The sequence below is a fragment of the Prosthecobacter sp. genome, assembly GCF_044232965.1.
Classification (GTDB): Bacteria; Verrucomicrobiota; Verrucomicrobiia; order Verrucomicrobiales; family Verrucomicrobiaceae; genus Prosthecobacter.
The window spans coordinates 1-14,021 of sequence record NZ_JBIIKX010000028.1 but is presented as its reverse complement, the minus strand read 5'-3'; the positions used below and the strand labels follow the sequence as shown (position 1 = coordinate 14,021).

General features: G+C 61.7%; 10 protein-coding genes. 4 read left to right on the top strand and 6 right to left on the bottom strand.

All coding sequences use genetic code 11. The features are described 5' to 3' along the window. Positions 1 to 35: 35 nt before the first annotated feature. From ACILSI_RS13435 to ACILSI_RS13425, 3 genes are read right to left on the bottom strand one after another with little or no spacing between them, the layout of a single operon-like run. Positions 36 to 1,313, bottom strand: coding sequence for a TolC family protein (locus tag ACILSI_RS13435; protein WP_395722397.1), 1,278 nt, complete (start codon positions 1,311 to 1,313; stop codon positions 36 to 38). Positions 1,314 to 1,324: 11 nt separating this feature from the next. Continuing rightward, complete coding sequence (locus ACILSI_RS13430) at positions 1,325 to 2,308, bottom strand: efflux RND transporter periplasmic adaptor subunit (RefSeq protein ID WP_395722396.1); 984 nt, start codon at positions 2,306 to 2,308, stop codon at positions 1,325 to 1,327. A gap of 4 nt (positions 2,309 to 2,312) precedes the next feature. Further along, positions 2,313 to 5,423, bottom strand: coding sequence for an efflux RND transporter permease subunit (locus tag ACILSI_RS13425; RefSeq protein WP_395722395.1), 3,111 nt, complete (start codon positions 5,421 to 5,423; stop codon positions 2,313 to 2,315). Between the two features lie 167 nt (positions 5,424 to 5,590). Between ACILSI_RS13425 and ACILSI_RS13420 the strand changes: the two genes are divergently transcribed. Continuing rightward, positions 5,591 to 6,280, top strand: a complete 690-nt coding sequence (locus tag ACILSI_RS13420; protein WP_395722394.1) for a VIT family protein — start codon at positions 5,591 to 5,593, stop codon at positions 6,278 to 6,280. Between the two features lie 14 nt (positions 6,281 to 6,294). Here the strand turns inward: ACILSI_RS13420 and chrA are convergent, their stop codons facing one another. Both chrA and ACILSI_RS13410 read right to left on the bottom strand, forming a co-directional pair. Beyond that, complete coding sequence (chrA, locus tag ACILSI_RS13415) at positions 6,295 to 7,578, bottom strand: chromate efflux transporter (protein WP_395722393.1); 1,284 nt, start codon at positions 7,576 to 7,578, stop codon at positions 6,295 to 6,297. A 74-nt stretch (positions 7,579 to 7,652) separates the two neighbouring features. Then, positions 7,653 to 10,424: a PSD1 and planctomycete cytochrome C domain-containing protein gene (locus tag ACILSI_RS13410; protein WP_395722392.1), complete on the bottom strand. Its 2,772-nt coding sequence runs from the start codon at positions 10,422 to 10,424 to the stop codon at positions 7,653 to 7,655. Between the two features lie 67 nt (positions 10,425 to 10,491). Here ACILSI_RS13410 and ACILSI_RS13405 point away from each other — a divergent pair, with 67 nt between their 5' ends. Continuing rightward, positions 10,492 to 11,628, top strand: coding sequence for a M20 family metallopeptidase (locus ACILSI_RS13405; RefSeq protein ID WP_395722391.1), 1,137 nt, complete (start codon positions 10,492 to 10,494; stop codon positions 11,626 to 11,628). Between the two features lie 2 nt (positions 11,629 to 11,630). Here the strand turns inward: ACILSI_RS13405 and ACILSI_RS13400 are convergent, their stop codons facing one another. Further along, the gene (locus ACILSI_RS13400) at positions 11,631 to 12,824 is read right to left on the bottom strand and encodes a serine hydrolase domain-containing protein (protein WP_395722390.1); all 1,194 of its coding nucleotides are present in this window, start codon (positions 12,822 to 12,824) and stop codon (positions 11,631 to 11,633) included. An 80-nt stretch (positions 12,825 to 12,904) separates the two neighbouring features. On the opposite strand from ACILSI_RS13400, the gene ACILSI_RS13395 reads away from it, so the two are divergent. Together ACILSI_RS13395 and ACILSI_RS13390 are read left to right on the top strand one after the other, a co-directional pair. Further along, entirely contained in the window at positions 12,905 to 13,282 is a 378-nt protein-coding gene (locus ACILSI_RS13395; RefSeq protein WP_395722389.1) for a hypothetical protein, read from the top strand. 136 nt (positions 13,283 to 13,418) lie between these two features. Beyond that, positions 13,419 to 14,021: AAA family ATPase (locus tag ACILSI_RS13390; RefSeq protein ID WP_395722388.1), on the top strand; the 603-nt coding region annotated here is incomplete at its 3' end.

The following is a 14,021-nucleotide window of genomic DNA, read 5'->3' as shown; positions in this document are numbered from 1 at the left end:
GGACAGGAAAATTCTCCGCTGCCAAGATGGCCGTTTTACCTTCCCACCGCCCGTTTCAGCTCGTGCTGGGCTTTGTTGAAGTTCGTCACGGACTGCACGCGGCTCTGGCGGGCGCGGGTGAGTTCTTCACGGGCCAGGAGGTATTCGAGCACGACGCCGAGCTGGCTGGCCTGACGTTCTTTGGCGAGTTTGACCATCTCTTCGGCCGCGGTGACGGCTTCGTCATTGATGGCGATCTGGTCGTGGGCGCTTTGGGCTTTCGCGGCGGCTTCGACGACTTCGCGGCCGATGGCGGCCTTGATCTGGCCTGCCTGAAGCTGCGTGGCTTCTTCGCGGCTGTTGGCGATGACCTGGCGCTGCCGGTCGAAGAGTCCGCCGGGACCGACTTTCCAACCCAGGCCGATGTACATGTCCTGCGTGTCGTCAAAGCTGCCCATCTGGCCGTTGTAGCCGCCACCGAGGCCGCCAAAGCTGTAACCAGCCTGCACACTGGGGATCAGCGGGGCGATGCGGGCGCGGTCACGCTCAAGCTGGGCGGCGGTACTGACCGCAGAGGCTACTTTCATTTCCGGGCGGTTCTGTGTGGCCTGAGAAAGCAGCGTGGCGACGCCGGTTTTGCCGTTGAGGCGTACGGGCACGAGATCGGCCTTCGCGGGACGGAGTTCGGTCTGCGGTGGCAGGCGCAGCGTTTCGGCGAGTGCGGCGGCGGCGAGATCGCGCTTCTCTTGTTCCTGACGAATCGCGAGCCTGGCGCGTGAGACCTGCGTTTTAACGCGGAGCAGGTCGGCGCGGAAAGCTGTGCCAGCGGTGACGGCTCCTGCGAGCTGTTTTTCGTAATCCTGCGTGAGTCGGAGGTCGTCCTCAATGATGGCGACGCTGGCCTCATTGGCGAGAAGGTCATAATAACGGCCTGTGGCCTGCGTGACGATATCGCGCCGGGATTTTTCGGCGAGCTGCTCGGCGGCGAGAGCTTTCTGCTTGGCGGCGAGGGCGGCGTAATAGATCTCGCCCGGCGCCCAGTCGATGAGGACGGAGGGGCCGACGGTGTACTGCTGCTTGCTGGCATCAAAGATGGCCCCGGCCACATCCTGGATGTTGCCGTCATGCCGCTTGTAACCAACACCGAGGTTCAGGCTGGGCCAAAAGCGCTGCCACGCGAGCTTCGACTCCGCGAGGGTCTCGGTGTGCTTCACGCGAGCGAGTTGGATCTCGTCGTTGTTAGCGCCCGCGAGCTTCATCACGGTCACTAGATCGACGTGGACCGGAGCGGCAGTGGAAAGCGTGACGGCGAGGAGGAAAAGAAACGTTTTCATCTGGCTGCGAATCAGGGTTTGGCGCTAACGGCCTGCTTGTCGGTCAGTGCAATGGTTCCGGGAACAAGGAGCACGTCGCTCGCTTTCAGTTCAGGCACTTCGACATTCGTGCCATCGTTGAAGCCGATCTTGATGGCAGTTTTGATGGCTTTGCCGTCGGTGTGTTTGAAGACGAAGGCATTCGTCTTTTCCATCACGAGGGCGGCGACGGGGATGAGGGTGGCGTTGTCGTGTTTTTCGACGGCGATCTTGGTCATCGCATACATGCCGGGACGGAGTTTGAGGTCGGGATTTTTGAGGTCGGCCTCGGCGAGCATGGTTCGCGTGGCGGGATCGAGCGCGTAGGCGATGCGGCTGATGCTGGCTTCGATGGGTGTGGCTCCGGCGGCGTCAATTTGAGCCTTCACGGGCTTGCCGACGGTGACGAGGCCGGTTTCGAGTTCGGTGACGGGAATTTGCAGGCGCAGCGTGCTGAGGTCGGTGACTTCGAGAAGCTTCGTCGTGTTGGCGGTGGCGAGTGAGCCGAGATCGACGAACCGCGCGGTGATGATGCCGTCGAAGGGTGCTTTGAGCGTCGCAAACTGGATTTGAGTCTCGCTGCGCTCCAATCCGGCTTTGGCGATGGCAAGCTTGGCTTCGGCATCATCGACGGCTTGTGGCAAGACGAGATCGGGAGACTTCGCGCGGGCTTCGTGCATACGTTTGACCTCTATCTGAGCCGCTGTTACCTCGGCTTTCGATTTGGCGATGTCGGCCTGGAGTTCGGGCACCTCCAGTGTGGCGAGGACTTGGCCTGCTTTGACGGCATCGCCTTTGTCCACGGTGAGCGTTGCGATGTAGCCGGTGACTTTGGCGTGCAGAGTCGCTTGCTGCCATGGCGCGAGCGTGGAGGGCAGGGAAACCCAGCGATGGATGGCACCGGTGGTGGGCTTGGTCGTCGGGAGTTCGAGCGCGGAGGCTAGTGACGTGAAGAATAGAAAGGTCAGGAGGCGCATGGGATTAAGCGTCGATGGGTTCGAGAGAAGCATTTTTTGCCGTCTTGCTCGCCAGCAGCGCATACACAGCAGGAAGCACGAGCACGGTGGCGACGGTTGCCAAAGCGAGGCCGCCGATGGTGGCGATGGCGAGGGGAGAGGTTTGTGATCTGGCGAGAGCCATGGGGATCATGCCGGCGATCATGGCGAGGCTGGTCATCAAAATGGGGCGAAGGCGGGTGGTGGCGGACTCGAGGGCGGCTTCGCGTTTGCTAAGGCCGCTGAGTTGGGCGCGGTGGGCGAAGGTGACGAGCAGGATGGCGTTCGCGACGGCGACGCCGACGGCCATGATGGCACCCATGAAGCTCTGGAGGTTCACGGTGGTGCCGGTGAGCTTCAAGGCGAGCACGACGCCGAGCATGGCGGCTGGGATCGTGGTGAGAACGATGAGCGCGAGGCGCAGGCTTTGGAAGTTGGCGACGAGCAGGAGGAAGATGGTGATGATGGCGATGAGGAGGCCGTTTTGAAGGCCGCTTTGGAGTTCCTTCATGGGCGGGACCTGGCCGCGCAGGGCGACGCTGGTGCCGGTGGGCGCGGGATTGTCGGCGATGACTTTTTCGACCTGTTTGGCGACGGTGCCGAGCGGTTGATCGTGCAGATTCGCGATGACCGAAACGGTGCGGGACATGTTGTAGCGGTCGTATTGGCCGATGACGTTGCCTTCGGTGATTTTGGCGATGTTGCGCAGCGGGACGGTGGTTTGTTTGTCGCTGCTGACGGGCAGGTTGCGCAGGTCTTCGAGGCTTTTCATCATCGTCTGCGGCACCTGTATTTGCAGGCTCATGCTTTGGCCGGTTTTGGGGTCGGCGTAGTAGTTGGGAACGGTGAATCGGCTGCTGGCGGTGGCGGCGACGAGGCTGCGTGTGGCATCGCTCATTTTCACGCCGAGCAGGCCGGCGCGTTCGCGGTCGATGTTCACATCGACGCTGGGGTAATCGAGGGTTTGGCTGAACTGGACGTCGCGAAGGTCTTTCAGTTCGGCGAGCTTGGCGCGGAGCGTTTCGGCGTGCGCACGGCTTGCAGCGAAGTCTTTGCCGCTGACGGCGATTTCGATGGGCGTGGGCGATCCGAGCGACATGACACGCGAAACGATGTCGGCAGGCTCGAAGGAGAATGACACGCCGGGAAACTCCTGCGCGAAGCGGGCGCGGAGTTTTTCGCGCAGTTCGTCGATGGGCATCCGGCTGCCATCTTCCTTGAGCTGGATTTGCAGCGTGGCCTCTTCCGGGCCGCTGTTCCATTGGTGGATGAGATTGACGGGGTAATTCGGCGCATGTACGCCGATGAGGCCCATGCTGGTGGCGATGGGGGCTTCTTCGCCGATGATGGCGAGGGCGCGTTGCGCGATCTGCTCGGTGGTTTCGAGTCGCGTGGCGGTGGGGGCGCGGAGGCGAAGCTGGAGTTGTCCGGCGTCGATTTGCGGGAAGATTTCGGTGCCGAGGAAGGGAAGGAAGAGCGTGATGGCGAAGATCGTGCCGGCGAGGTAAGCGGGGACGAGGAGGTGGCGGGTGGTGATGCTGGGGAGGAAGAGGTAGCGCAGTGGGCTGGGACCTGATTGACCCGATTGACCTGATTGACCTGATTGACGGGGTTCTTTATGCCACCAGATGCTGAGGATGGGCACCAGCGTGCTGGAGAGCAGATACGATGAGATCATCGCGAAGCCGACGGCGAGGGAGAGAGGCAGGAAAAGAGCCTTCGCTGCGCCGGTCATAAAGAAACTGGGCACGAAGACGGCGAGGATGCAGAGCATCGAAAGGCTGCGCGGGCCGATGGTTTCTTCGGAGGCGTCCAAAACAATGCGGGCAAGAGTGCCCGCACCACTTTGCTTCATGCGACGGTGGATGTTCTCGATCTCGACGGTGGCTTCATCGACCAAAATGCCGACGGAGAGCGCCAAACCGCCCAAGGTCATCAGATTGACGGTGTAGCCGGTGAGCCACAACGCGAGCAGCGCGGCGGCGATGGCGATGGGGATGTTCAGGATGACGATGATGGCGCTGCGGAGATCGCGGAGGAAGAGGAGGACCATCAGGCCGGTGAGCGCGGCACCGAGCAGGCCTTCTTTGACGAGATCTTCGATGGCGCGGATGATCCACGGGCTTTGGTCGAACTCGAAGGTGACGTTGATGTCTTCGGGGCAGGCGGCTTTGAATTTGCCGAGGTTGGCTTTCACCAGCTCGACGACGCTGAGCGTGGAGGCATCGCTGCGCTTCGTGACGGGCATGTACACGGTGCGTTTGCCGTTCACGATGGCGATGCTGGTGGTGAGGTCGCTGCCGTCGCTGACTTCGCCGATGTCGCGCACATAGACCGCGCCTTTGTCGGTGACCGTCAGTGGCACGGCGGCGAGGTCCTGGATGTTTTTCACGACGGCGTTCGTCGGCACGATGGGGAAGCTGTTGGGCAGCGCGAGATTGCCGCTGGGGCTCATCGTGTTGGCTTCGGTCATCGCTTTGACGACGTCGTCGGGTGACAAGCCATAAGCGCGGAGGCGGTCGGGCTTCACATTGATCAAAATAGTGCGGGCGCTGCCGCCGAAGGGCGGTGGGGCACTTACGCCGGGCAACGTGGCAAACAGCGGGCGCACCATGTTCAGCGCCGCGTCCTGCATCTGGCCGACGGTGCGCGTGGGATTCTCCGTGGAGAAGACGAGATTGCCCACGGGCACGCTGCCGGCGTCAAAGCGCGTCACGAAGGCCCCCGGCGTGCCGGGCGGCATGAAGCTGCGGCTGCGGTTCACATACGCGATGGTTTCCGACAGCGCCGCGGACATGTCCGTGCCCGGATGAAACTGGAGCTTCATGATGGAGGCTCCCTGGATGTTCTTCGACTCCACGTGCTCGATCCCGGCGATGTAGAGGAAGTGATACTCGTAGTAGTAGGTCAGGTAGCCCTCCATCTGCAGCGCATCCATGCCGCCATACGGCTGCGCGACGTAGATGGTGGGAATGCCGAGCGGCGGGAAGACATCGCGCGCCATCTTTTCCGTGGCGATCCACGAGCCCAGCATGACCGCCACGACAGCAACAAGAATGGTCCAGGGATGGCGGAGAGCGAAGCGGGGGAGGGACATGCGGGAGATGAAAACGAACGGGGGCGAAGGCGGGGCGTGGTAACTGGCGGGAGAGGATGGGTCTTTCAAGCTGGATTAGTCTGGGCAAGACACTGGAGGTCAGGATTGCCAAGGAATGTGTGGTGATCTGCCTTGCGAGCACAGATGGCGTGCCAGAGGGTCGTTACATGAGACACACTGAAAATCATCGGGCGCATCGGATTGGCTGGCTCAGGGCGGCGGTTCTAGGGGCCAATGATGGCATCGTTTCCACGGCGAGTTTGATCGTGGGTGTGGCGGCGGCGGAATCGAGCCCTGGGAATGTGCTGGTCGCGGGCATCGCGGGATTGGTGGCCGGGGCGATGTCGATGGCCGCGGGTGAGTATGTGTCGGTGAGTTCCCAATCCGACACCGAACAGGCGGACATGGGGCGTGAGCGCCATGAGCTGGCGACGGACCCTGAGCATGAGCATGCCGAGCTGGCGGCGATTTATGTGGGCCGTGGTCTCGATGAAGAGCTGGCTGGTCGAGTGGCGACACAGTTGATGGCGAAGGATGCGCTGACGGCTCATGCTCGCGATGAACTGGGCATTTCAGACACCTTGAGTGCGAAGCCTGTGCAGGCGGCTTTCGCCTCGGCGGGTACCTTTGCCGTTGGCGCGGCTCTTCCACTGCTGCTGGTCCTGGTGGTGCCTGCGTCTGCGCTGGTCTGGACGGTGTCGCTGAGCTCTCTGCTTTTCCTGGCGTTGCTGGGGGCACTGGCGGCTCGTGCCGGTGGTTCGCCTGTTTTGAAGTCGGCGCTACGCGTGGCTTTCTGGGGCGCTTTGGCGATGGGCCTGACGGCGGGCGTCGGGGCGTTGTTTGGAGCGGCAGTGTGAAGCGGATGACGCAATCAGCCGAACAAAAGCTGCTTTAACAGTCCCAATGTGGCACAGGCTCCGATGACGGGCATGAGGCCGACCTTGAAGCGCTGCATGGCGATGAAGGCCAGCACGGCGAGGACGACGATGAAGACATCGAATCCGCCACTCGTGGGCCAGAGAGCATGGGTGGTGAACTTGACGCCGAGATTGAGGATGACGCCGACGACAGCCGCCGTGATGGCGGTCAAGGCGGCGCTGAGGCGGGGTTGCTCGCCGAGCTTTTCGATGTGCGGGGCGCCGAGGAAGATGAACAGGAAGCAGGGCAGGAAGGTGACCCAGGTGGTGATGAGGGCGCCGAGCGTGGCTCCGGCGAGCGGACTGAGTACGCCGGGATGCTGCCAGCCGCCGACGAAGCCGACGAATTGCAGCACCATGATCAGCGGGCCGGGCGTCGTCTCGGCGAGGGCGAGTCCGCTCATCATCTGCGGATGCGAAAGCCAGCCATGCGTCTCGACAGCCTGCTGCGCAACATAGGGCAGCACGGCGTAGGCTCCGCCGAAGGTCACGAGTGCGGCTTTGCTGAAAAAGAGGCCCTGTTGCGCCTGTGTGCTGCTCCAGCCAAGCCACGAGGCGATTCCGAAGACCGGCAGCCACCAGAGCGTGAGGCACAGCGCGGAGATGCGGATCGCTCGTGACCATGAGGCCTGCGGGGCAGGGGGCAATTCGATAGCTGCGGCGACCTCTTTGGCTGCACCGTGGCCTTTGCCAGCGGGGAACTGTTTGGGATAAAGGCGGTTGCCGATGAAGCCGAGCAGGGCGGCGGCGAGAATGATGAGGACGAAGGAAATCTGGAAGAAGTAGATGGCGATGAAGCTCAGCGCGGCCAGACACCAGAGCGTGGGGCTTTTCAGCGCCTTCTTGCCAATGCGCAGCACAGCCTCCGCCACGACGGCGATCACGGCGGCGAGCAGGCCGTGGAAGATGGCCGCCAGCCAGGGCAGATGCCCGCCCGCCATGTAGAGCCAGCTCAGGCCGAACAAAATGAACATCGACGGCAGCACGAACAGCGCGCCTGCCGCGAGGCCGCCCTTCGCGCCATGCAAGCGCCAGCCGAGGTAGGTGGCGAGTTGCTGGGCCTCGGGGCCGGGCAGCAGCATGCAGAAGTTCAGCGCATGGAGGAAATGTGTCTCACTGATCCAGCGCCGCTTGTCCACCAACTCCTTGTGCATGATGGCGATCTGCCCGGCAGGGCCACCGAAGCTGATGAAGCCGAGCTTGAGCCAGTAGTGGACGGCCTGGGTAAAGGTGGGCATGGAAGGGCGCGTTCCGTCCTGATTCATGGCGATTGCCATGCCAGAGATTCACACCGTTTCAATTCCTTAAACCCTCAGCGCAGATAGATGAACTCGTTGCTCATCATGAGCGCCTGACAAAGCTGCGTCCAGGCCTGTTGCTCTCGTTTTGCGGAGTCCTGCTGGCTTGAATTGAGCGCGGCGTTGGTGGTGATGAGGAAATTTTGCGCACGGTGGAGATCGTCGTCGGTGGCCTCGCGGGCAAAGGCGAGGCGATAGGCGGCGCGGAGGCGCTGCACGTTTTCAGGAGAGAGCTTGGCGAGGCGCTGGGCGAAGGCCCGGGCCGCGTCGCTGGCGAGATCGCTGTTCATGAGCAGCAGCGCCTGCGGGGAGACGACGGTGCTGTTGCGCAGGCCGGTGGAGGTGGAGGGATCGGGGTAATCGAACTGCTGAAAGAGGTCGTAGAGATTGTTGCGGATGACGGGCAGGTAGAGCGCTCTCCGGCTGCTGCCGTAGGTGGTGAAGTCTTTGGAGGTGTGGTTGAACACGAACTCGCGATTGCGGCGCGGGATGGTCTTGCCGCCGATGGTGGTGTCGATGCTGCCAGCGACATGCAGCAATGCATCGCGGACTTCCTCGGCCTCAAGACGGCGGACCGGGAAGTGGTTCAGCAGATGATTTTCGGGGTCACTGAGGGCGGCCTGCGGCGGAACAGCGGAGCTTTGCTGATAAGTACGCGAATTCATGATGAGCCGGTGCATGTCCTTCAGGCTCCAGCCGTTGTGGGTGAACCAGCGTGCCAGCCAGTCGAGCAATTCAGGATGCGAGGGCTTCTGTCCTAGCAGGCCAAAGTTGTCGGTGGTGGAGACGATGCCCTGATGGAAGTGCCAGGACCAGATGCGGTTGGCCATGACGCGGGAAGTGAGCGGATGCTCCGCGCTGGCGAGCCAGCGGGCCAGTTCGAGACGGCCGCTTTGATTCGCGGGGAACTGCGGCTGAGTTTTGAGCGCGGCCTGGGCGACTTGGATGAACCCACGCTGCACGGGCTTGCCGAGGGCCAGATGGTTGCCGCGAATGTGGACGGGCAGTTCCTTGAAGACCTTAGGCGCCTCGGACACGGCCAGCGTGGTGGGCAGGTCGGGCAGATTGCTCTCCGTGGACATCATCGTGTCCTTCAAAGAGCGAACCTTCTCAGCAATCTCTTTGGGATAAAGCACGATGGGTTCTGGTGGCAGCGCCAGGAAGCCGGCGGTTTTGTCCAACTCGGCACGCGCTTGGTGGAGCAGGGAATCGTCCGCCTTGTCTTTGGGACTGAATTTGATCTGTGCGGCGGCGTTGAAAATGGCCGTGTAATAAGGGCGGAGGTTTTCGGTGTTGCCCGTTTTCTTCAGCGCGTCCTGCCATGGTTTGAAGAAGGGATTGGATTCGTTCGCGGCCAGATAGACGCGGCAGTTCAGCAGCACATGCGCGCGCAGGCCATGTTTGTCCGCCACGGGTTTCACCTGGCTCAACGTGGGCGCGACTGGCAGCTCGCATGCGGCCATGAGGTAATCGGCGGCACGTTGGCTCACTTCCTTGCGCAGGGCGGTGTTCGCCTCGTTTTCCATCTTGGCGACCGCAGCTCTTTGATCCTTGAGGATGCGTTCGGAGGATTTCACCGCCGCGAAGTCATCCAGCGATCCCATGGGCGCCTCATACGCCGTACTCAGCGCGCCGATGCGGTCCACGCTGAAGCTCTGCGTGCTTTTGAAGATGGCGGCGAGCGCGTAGTAGTCGGTCTGCGGGATGGGGTCGAACTTGTGGTCATGACAGCGCACGCAGCCGAGCGTCAGGCCCATGAAGGCGCGGCCCATGACATCGATCTGCTCGTCGATCACATCCATGGCGAGCTTGTCCTTGTCCGGCTCGGCGAGCACCTTCGCGCCGAGATTGAGAAAGGCGGTGGCGGTGACGCGTTCGTGGCGCGTGGGAATGTCTTTCGATTCGAGCAGATCGCCCGCAAGTTGCTCCGTGAGGAACTGGTCGAAAGGCTTGTCCGCATTGATCGACTTCACCACGTAGTCGCGATAACGCCAGGCCGTGCCGAGGGCGATGTTTTCATCGAGACCGTTCGAGTCCGAGTATCGGGCCACATCCAGCCAGTGGCGGCCCCATTTTTCACCGTAATGCGGCGAGCGCAGCAGGCGGTCCACGACTTTGGCGAAGGCATTCGGAGCATTGTCAGCCAGGAAGGCATCGACTTCCTCCGGTGTGGGCGGCAGGCCGGTCAGATCGAACGTGGCACGGCGGATGAGCGTGCGTTTGTCGGCAGGCGCGGCAAGTGTGAGGCCTTTCTCGGTGAGTTTTTCAATGATGAAGGCATCAATCGGGTTCTCAGTCTTCAATGCAGGCACTTTGGGATTCGCAATCGGGCGGAAGGCCCAATGCTTGCTGCCAGCGGCGATGTCGATGACGCGCGGAGCGGCATGTTTGGCGGCCACGACGGCTTCGCGCGGATCAGGTGCTCCCATCTTGACCCATGCTTCGAGCGCCTTCACTTCGGCGGAGGGCAGGGCCCCCTTAGGCGGCATTTGCATGTCCTGGTTGTGATAGCGCACGGACTCAATGATCCGGCTCTTGTCAGGATTGCCCGCGACGAGCGCGGGTCCGTTGTCCCCGCCTTTGAGCAAGGCGTCGCGTGAGTCGAGCAGCAACCCGCCCTTGCTTTTGCCAGACTCGACGGAATGGCACTCGTAGCAGCGGTTGATGAAGATCGGGCGGATGGTCTTCTCGAAGAACGCGATCTGTGAGTCATCCGCAGGCGCGGCGGCGGACGCGATGCCAGCATGCAGCGCGACGACGAGGGCGATGGGGATGAAAACCTTCATGTGATGCAAAAAATACGGTCTGGAGCGGGGCTTCTTGCCGTGGCCCGGGGTTTGGCTAGGCTGCGGCATGTCTCCTGTGCTCCAAACACTCGCCGATCTCGTCCGCATCAACAGCATCAACAGCTCGTACGAAGGCGGGCCGGGTGAAAAGGAGGCGGCGGCATATTTGCGGCGTTTTTTCGAGACGAGAGGCATCAAGGTCTGGGAGCAGGAGGTGTTCCCAGGGCGCAACAATGTCATTGCCTGCATTCCGGGGCGTGATTCATCGCGTCGCATTGTCTTTGAGGCCCATACGGACACGGTCTCGATCAAGGGCATGACGATTGATCCCTTTGACCCAGTGATCCGTGACGGGAAGCTGCACGGGCGCGGCTCCGTCGATGACAAGGCCGGTCTGGCCGCGATGATGCACGCCTTGGCGGACATTAATGCCAGCGGCGAACCGCCACCCTGCGAGGTCTGGCTGGCCGCCGTGGTGGACGAGGAGTTTTCCTTCCGTGGCGTGGTGAAACTCTGCGAAGACCTCAAAGCGGACGCCGCCGTGGTGGCGGAACCCACGGAGTTCAAATGCGTCATCGCCAGCAAGGGCTGCCTGCGCTGGCGCATTCGCACGAAGGGCAAGGCCGCGCACAGCGCGAAGCCGCATCTTGGCATCAACGCGATCACCGCCATGTCCCGCATCGTGCTGATGCTGAACGAGGATCATGAGCGCATGCGGCAGGTGCAGCATCCGCTGCTGGGGCCTGGGACCTGCAACGTGGGTGTCATCAAAGGCGGGGTGCAGGTCAATTTTGTGCCGGACGAGGCCGTGATCGAGGTGGACCGTCGTTTGTTGCCGGGGGAGGAGGTGGAGACGGTGCTCGCGCATTATCAGTCGTTGCTCGATGAACTCGCCCAACGTCATCCCGACGTGATCGCCGAGATGGAAAAGCCGATGCTGCAGGACTGGCCGTTTCAGACGGACGCGGACACCTCGCTCGTGCATCTCTCACGCGAGGTGCTGCGCGAGATGAACCGCGAGGACAGTGTCAGCGGCGTGCCGTTTGGCAGTGATGCCAGCAAGTTCTCACGCCTGGGCATTCCCACGATCCTGTTTGGACCCGGTAGCATTGATCAAGCTCACGCCGCCATTGAATACGTCGAATGCGCCGAGGTCGAGGCCGCGCTGGCGTTTTACACGCAGATCGCGCGGCGCTTTGTCTGAGTTTACTCAGGTTTGGACAGAACCGCAGCCGCCGCGTCCTGAAACGCTTGCCGCATCGGCGAGGCGTCGCCGTTCTTCAATCCGGCGCGCTGAATGAGCATGATGTGGATCGTCTTCTTAACCGGATCGATCCAGCCCTGCGTTCCATGCGCTCCACCGTGCCCAAACGTGCCCGGACTAAGCATCGCCGTGACGCCCACCGGTTCACGCACCACTTGAAAACCCAGCCCCATGCCCATGCCATCAGTAAACCCAGCCTTCAGATCACCGGTTTGATTCGCCGTCATCAATTGCAGCGATTTTTCCGAGATGTAGCGCTTTCCGTCCGCTTCGCCGCCGTTCAGCACCATCACATAGAGCTTCAGCAAATCCTCCGCTGTCGAGAACAGCCCGCCTGCGGCCAGCGGCGCACGCTTTTTGTTCGAGAATGGCGGCGTGAGGTAGCGGATCGTCGTCGGCTCCAGTCCCTTGCCATCCGCCGTCGGTTTGTAGCTCGTGGCGAGACGTGCGAGCTGCTTCTTGCTCGGCCAGAACGTCGTTTCGCGCATGCCCAGCGGCTTGAAGAGGCGTTTCTCCAAAAACTTCGCGTACTCCTCGCCGCTCACGACTTCCACGATGCGGCCCAGCGTGTTGATGCCCGGATTGCAGTAGGACCACTTCGAGCCCGGCTCAAACTGCAGCGGCGACAGCGCGTAGGTGATCACCGCCTCCTTCAAATTCAGCACGTCTAGCGCGTCGCCATCCAGCGGTGAATTGCCCACCAGTCCGCTCGTGTGCGTGAGCAGATCCTTGATCGTGACCGGTCGCGCTGGCTTCACCAGCACCGTTTGCTCCGCCGTCTTCTCCTTGATCAGCATCTGGCCTTTGAACTCCGGCAGATGCTTCATCACCGGATCGTCGATGCTCAGCTTGCCTTCGTCTTGCAGCATCATCACCGCCAGCGCCGTGATCGGCTTGGTCATCGACGCGATCCAGAACAGGCTGTCTTTCGACATCGGCGTCTTCGTTTCGAGATCTTGAAGGCCGACGGCTTCCTCGCTCACGACTTTGCCATCATGCCACAGCAGCGTCACCGATCCCGAGAGCGATCCATCCTTCACCAGCGCCTCCATGCTCTCGCGGATGGATTTCACCTCCGCGTGAAGGCTCAAAGACAGCGAAAACAGCAGGCAGGCGGTTAGATGGATCAATTTCACGGTGACGCAGCATACGATCAAACCCTGGTGCCCTGTCAATCTCTTGCCATTGTGCAACTGGACGCTATTCATCGCTTTCCATGTTCAAAACCGGCCAGCAAGTTGTCTGCATCGATGATCAATTCGATCCCTGGGTCTTCGACCTCTACAAGTCCCTGCCCAAGAAAGACCAGATCTACACGGTTCGAGCTCTGCGTGCCGGACGCTCGAACCCCAAGTTCACCGTCACCGACGACGCCGAGATCAAGCTGGCCGACGCCCAGTTTGATCTTCTCCTCCTGCTCAAGGAACTCCACAATCCCGATGATCCGCACTCCAGTGTAAAGCAGGAACTCGGCTTTCGCTCCGAGCGCTTCGCCCCGCTCCTCGAACAAACTGAGGAAGAGGAAGAAGCCGAACTCATCGGCGTCGGTCACGGCGAGAAGACTTGGGAGCCAGAGCCTGCGTGGTCCAAGTAGCTCCTCACAGGGCCACCGCTCGATACTTGACCCGCCTTGACCGTTGACCACCTGACCGGTCAGCGCCCGCGCTATTTCGAGTTGTCTCGTGCCAGATGAAAACTTGGCACCCTCGCCGCTGTTTGATAGGGCACTCATGAGCGCTCCTCCCGACCTTCCGCCGTCTTCCGCCCCTCTCTCCGAACGCCAGGTCGTCGAATTGCTCGCCACCGCACGTCAGCGGCTCTTCACGGAGGTCGGAAAGGTCATTGTCGGCCAGTTGCATGTCATTGATGAAATGCTCATTGCCCTGCTCAGCGGAGGCCACTGCCTCATCACCGGCGCGCCGGGCCTCGCGAAGACCTTGCTCATCAAAACCGTCGCCGATGTCTGCCACCTCAGCTTCCAGCGCATCCAGTTCACGCCCGATTTGATGCCCTCCGACATCACCGGCACCGAAATCCTCGAAGACAGCCCCGAAGGCCGCAAACTCGTCTTCAGCCGCGGTCCCGTCTTCGCGAACATGATCCTGGCCGACGAAATCAACCGCACGCCGCCCAAAACGCAGGCCGCGTTGCTCGAAGCCATGCAGGAACATCAAGTCACCGTGAATGGCAAGACCATGCACCTGCCCGAGCCTTTCTTCGTGCTCGCCACGCAGAACCCCATCGAGCAGGAGGGCACCTACCCGCTCCCCGAGGCGCAGCTCGACCGCTTCATGCTCAACATCGTTATCGACTACCTTAGCGAGGACGACGAA

Excerpts from the sequence above, each read along its gene's own strand:
- ACILSI_RS13425 (WP_395722395.1), bottom strand. The coding sequence starts at position 5,423 with ATGTCCCTCCCCCGCTTCGCTCTCCGCCATCCCTGGACCATTCTTGTT.
- chrA (WP_395722393.1), bottom strand. The coding sequence starts at position 7,578 with ATGCCCACCTTTACCCAGGCCGTCCACTACTGGCTCAAGCTCGGCTTC.
- ACILSI_RS13405 (WP_395722391.1), top strand. The coding sequence starts at position 10,492 with ATGTCTCCTGTGCTCCAAACACTCGCCGATCTCGTCCGCATCAACAGC.
- ACILSI_RS13395 (WP_395722389.1), top strand. The coding sequence starts at position 12,905 with ATGTTCAAAACCGGCCAGCAAGTTGTCTGCATCGATGATCAATTCGAT.
- ACILSI_RS13430 (WP_395722396.1), bottom strand. The coding sequence starts at position 2,308 with ATGCGCCTCCTGACCTTTCTATTCTTCACGTCACTAGCCTCCGCGCTC.
- ACILSI_RS13435 (WP_395722397.1), bottom strand. The coding sequence starts at position 1,313 with ATGAAAACGTTTCTTTTCCTCCTCGCCGTCACGCTTTCCACTGCCGCT.
- ACILSI_RS13410 (WP_395722392.1), bottom strand. The coding sequence starts at position 10,424 with ATGAAGGTTTTCATCCCCATCGCCCTCGTCGTCGCGCTGCATGCTGGC.
- ACILSI_RS13420 (WP_395722394.1), top strand. The coding sequence starts at position 5,591 with ATGAGACACACTGAAAATCATCGGGCGCATCGGATTGGCTGGCTCAGG.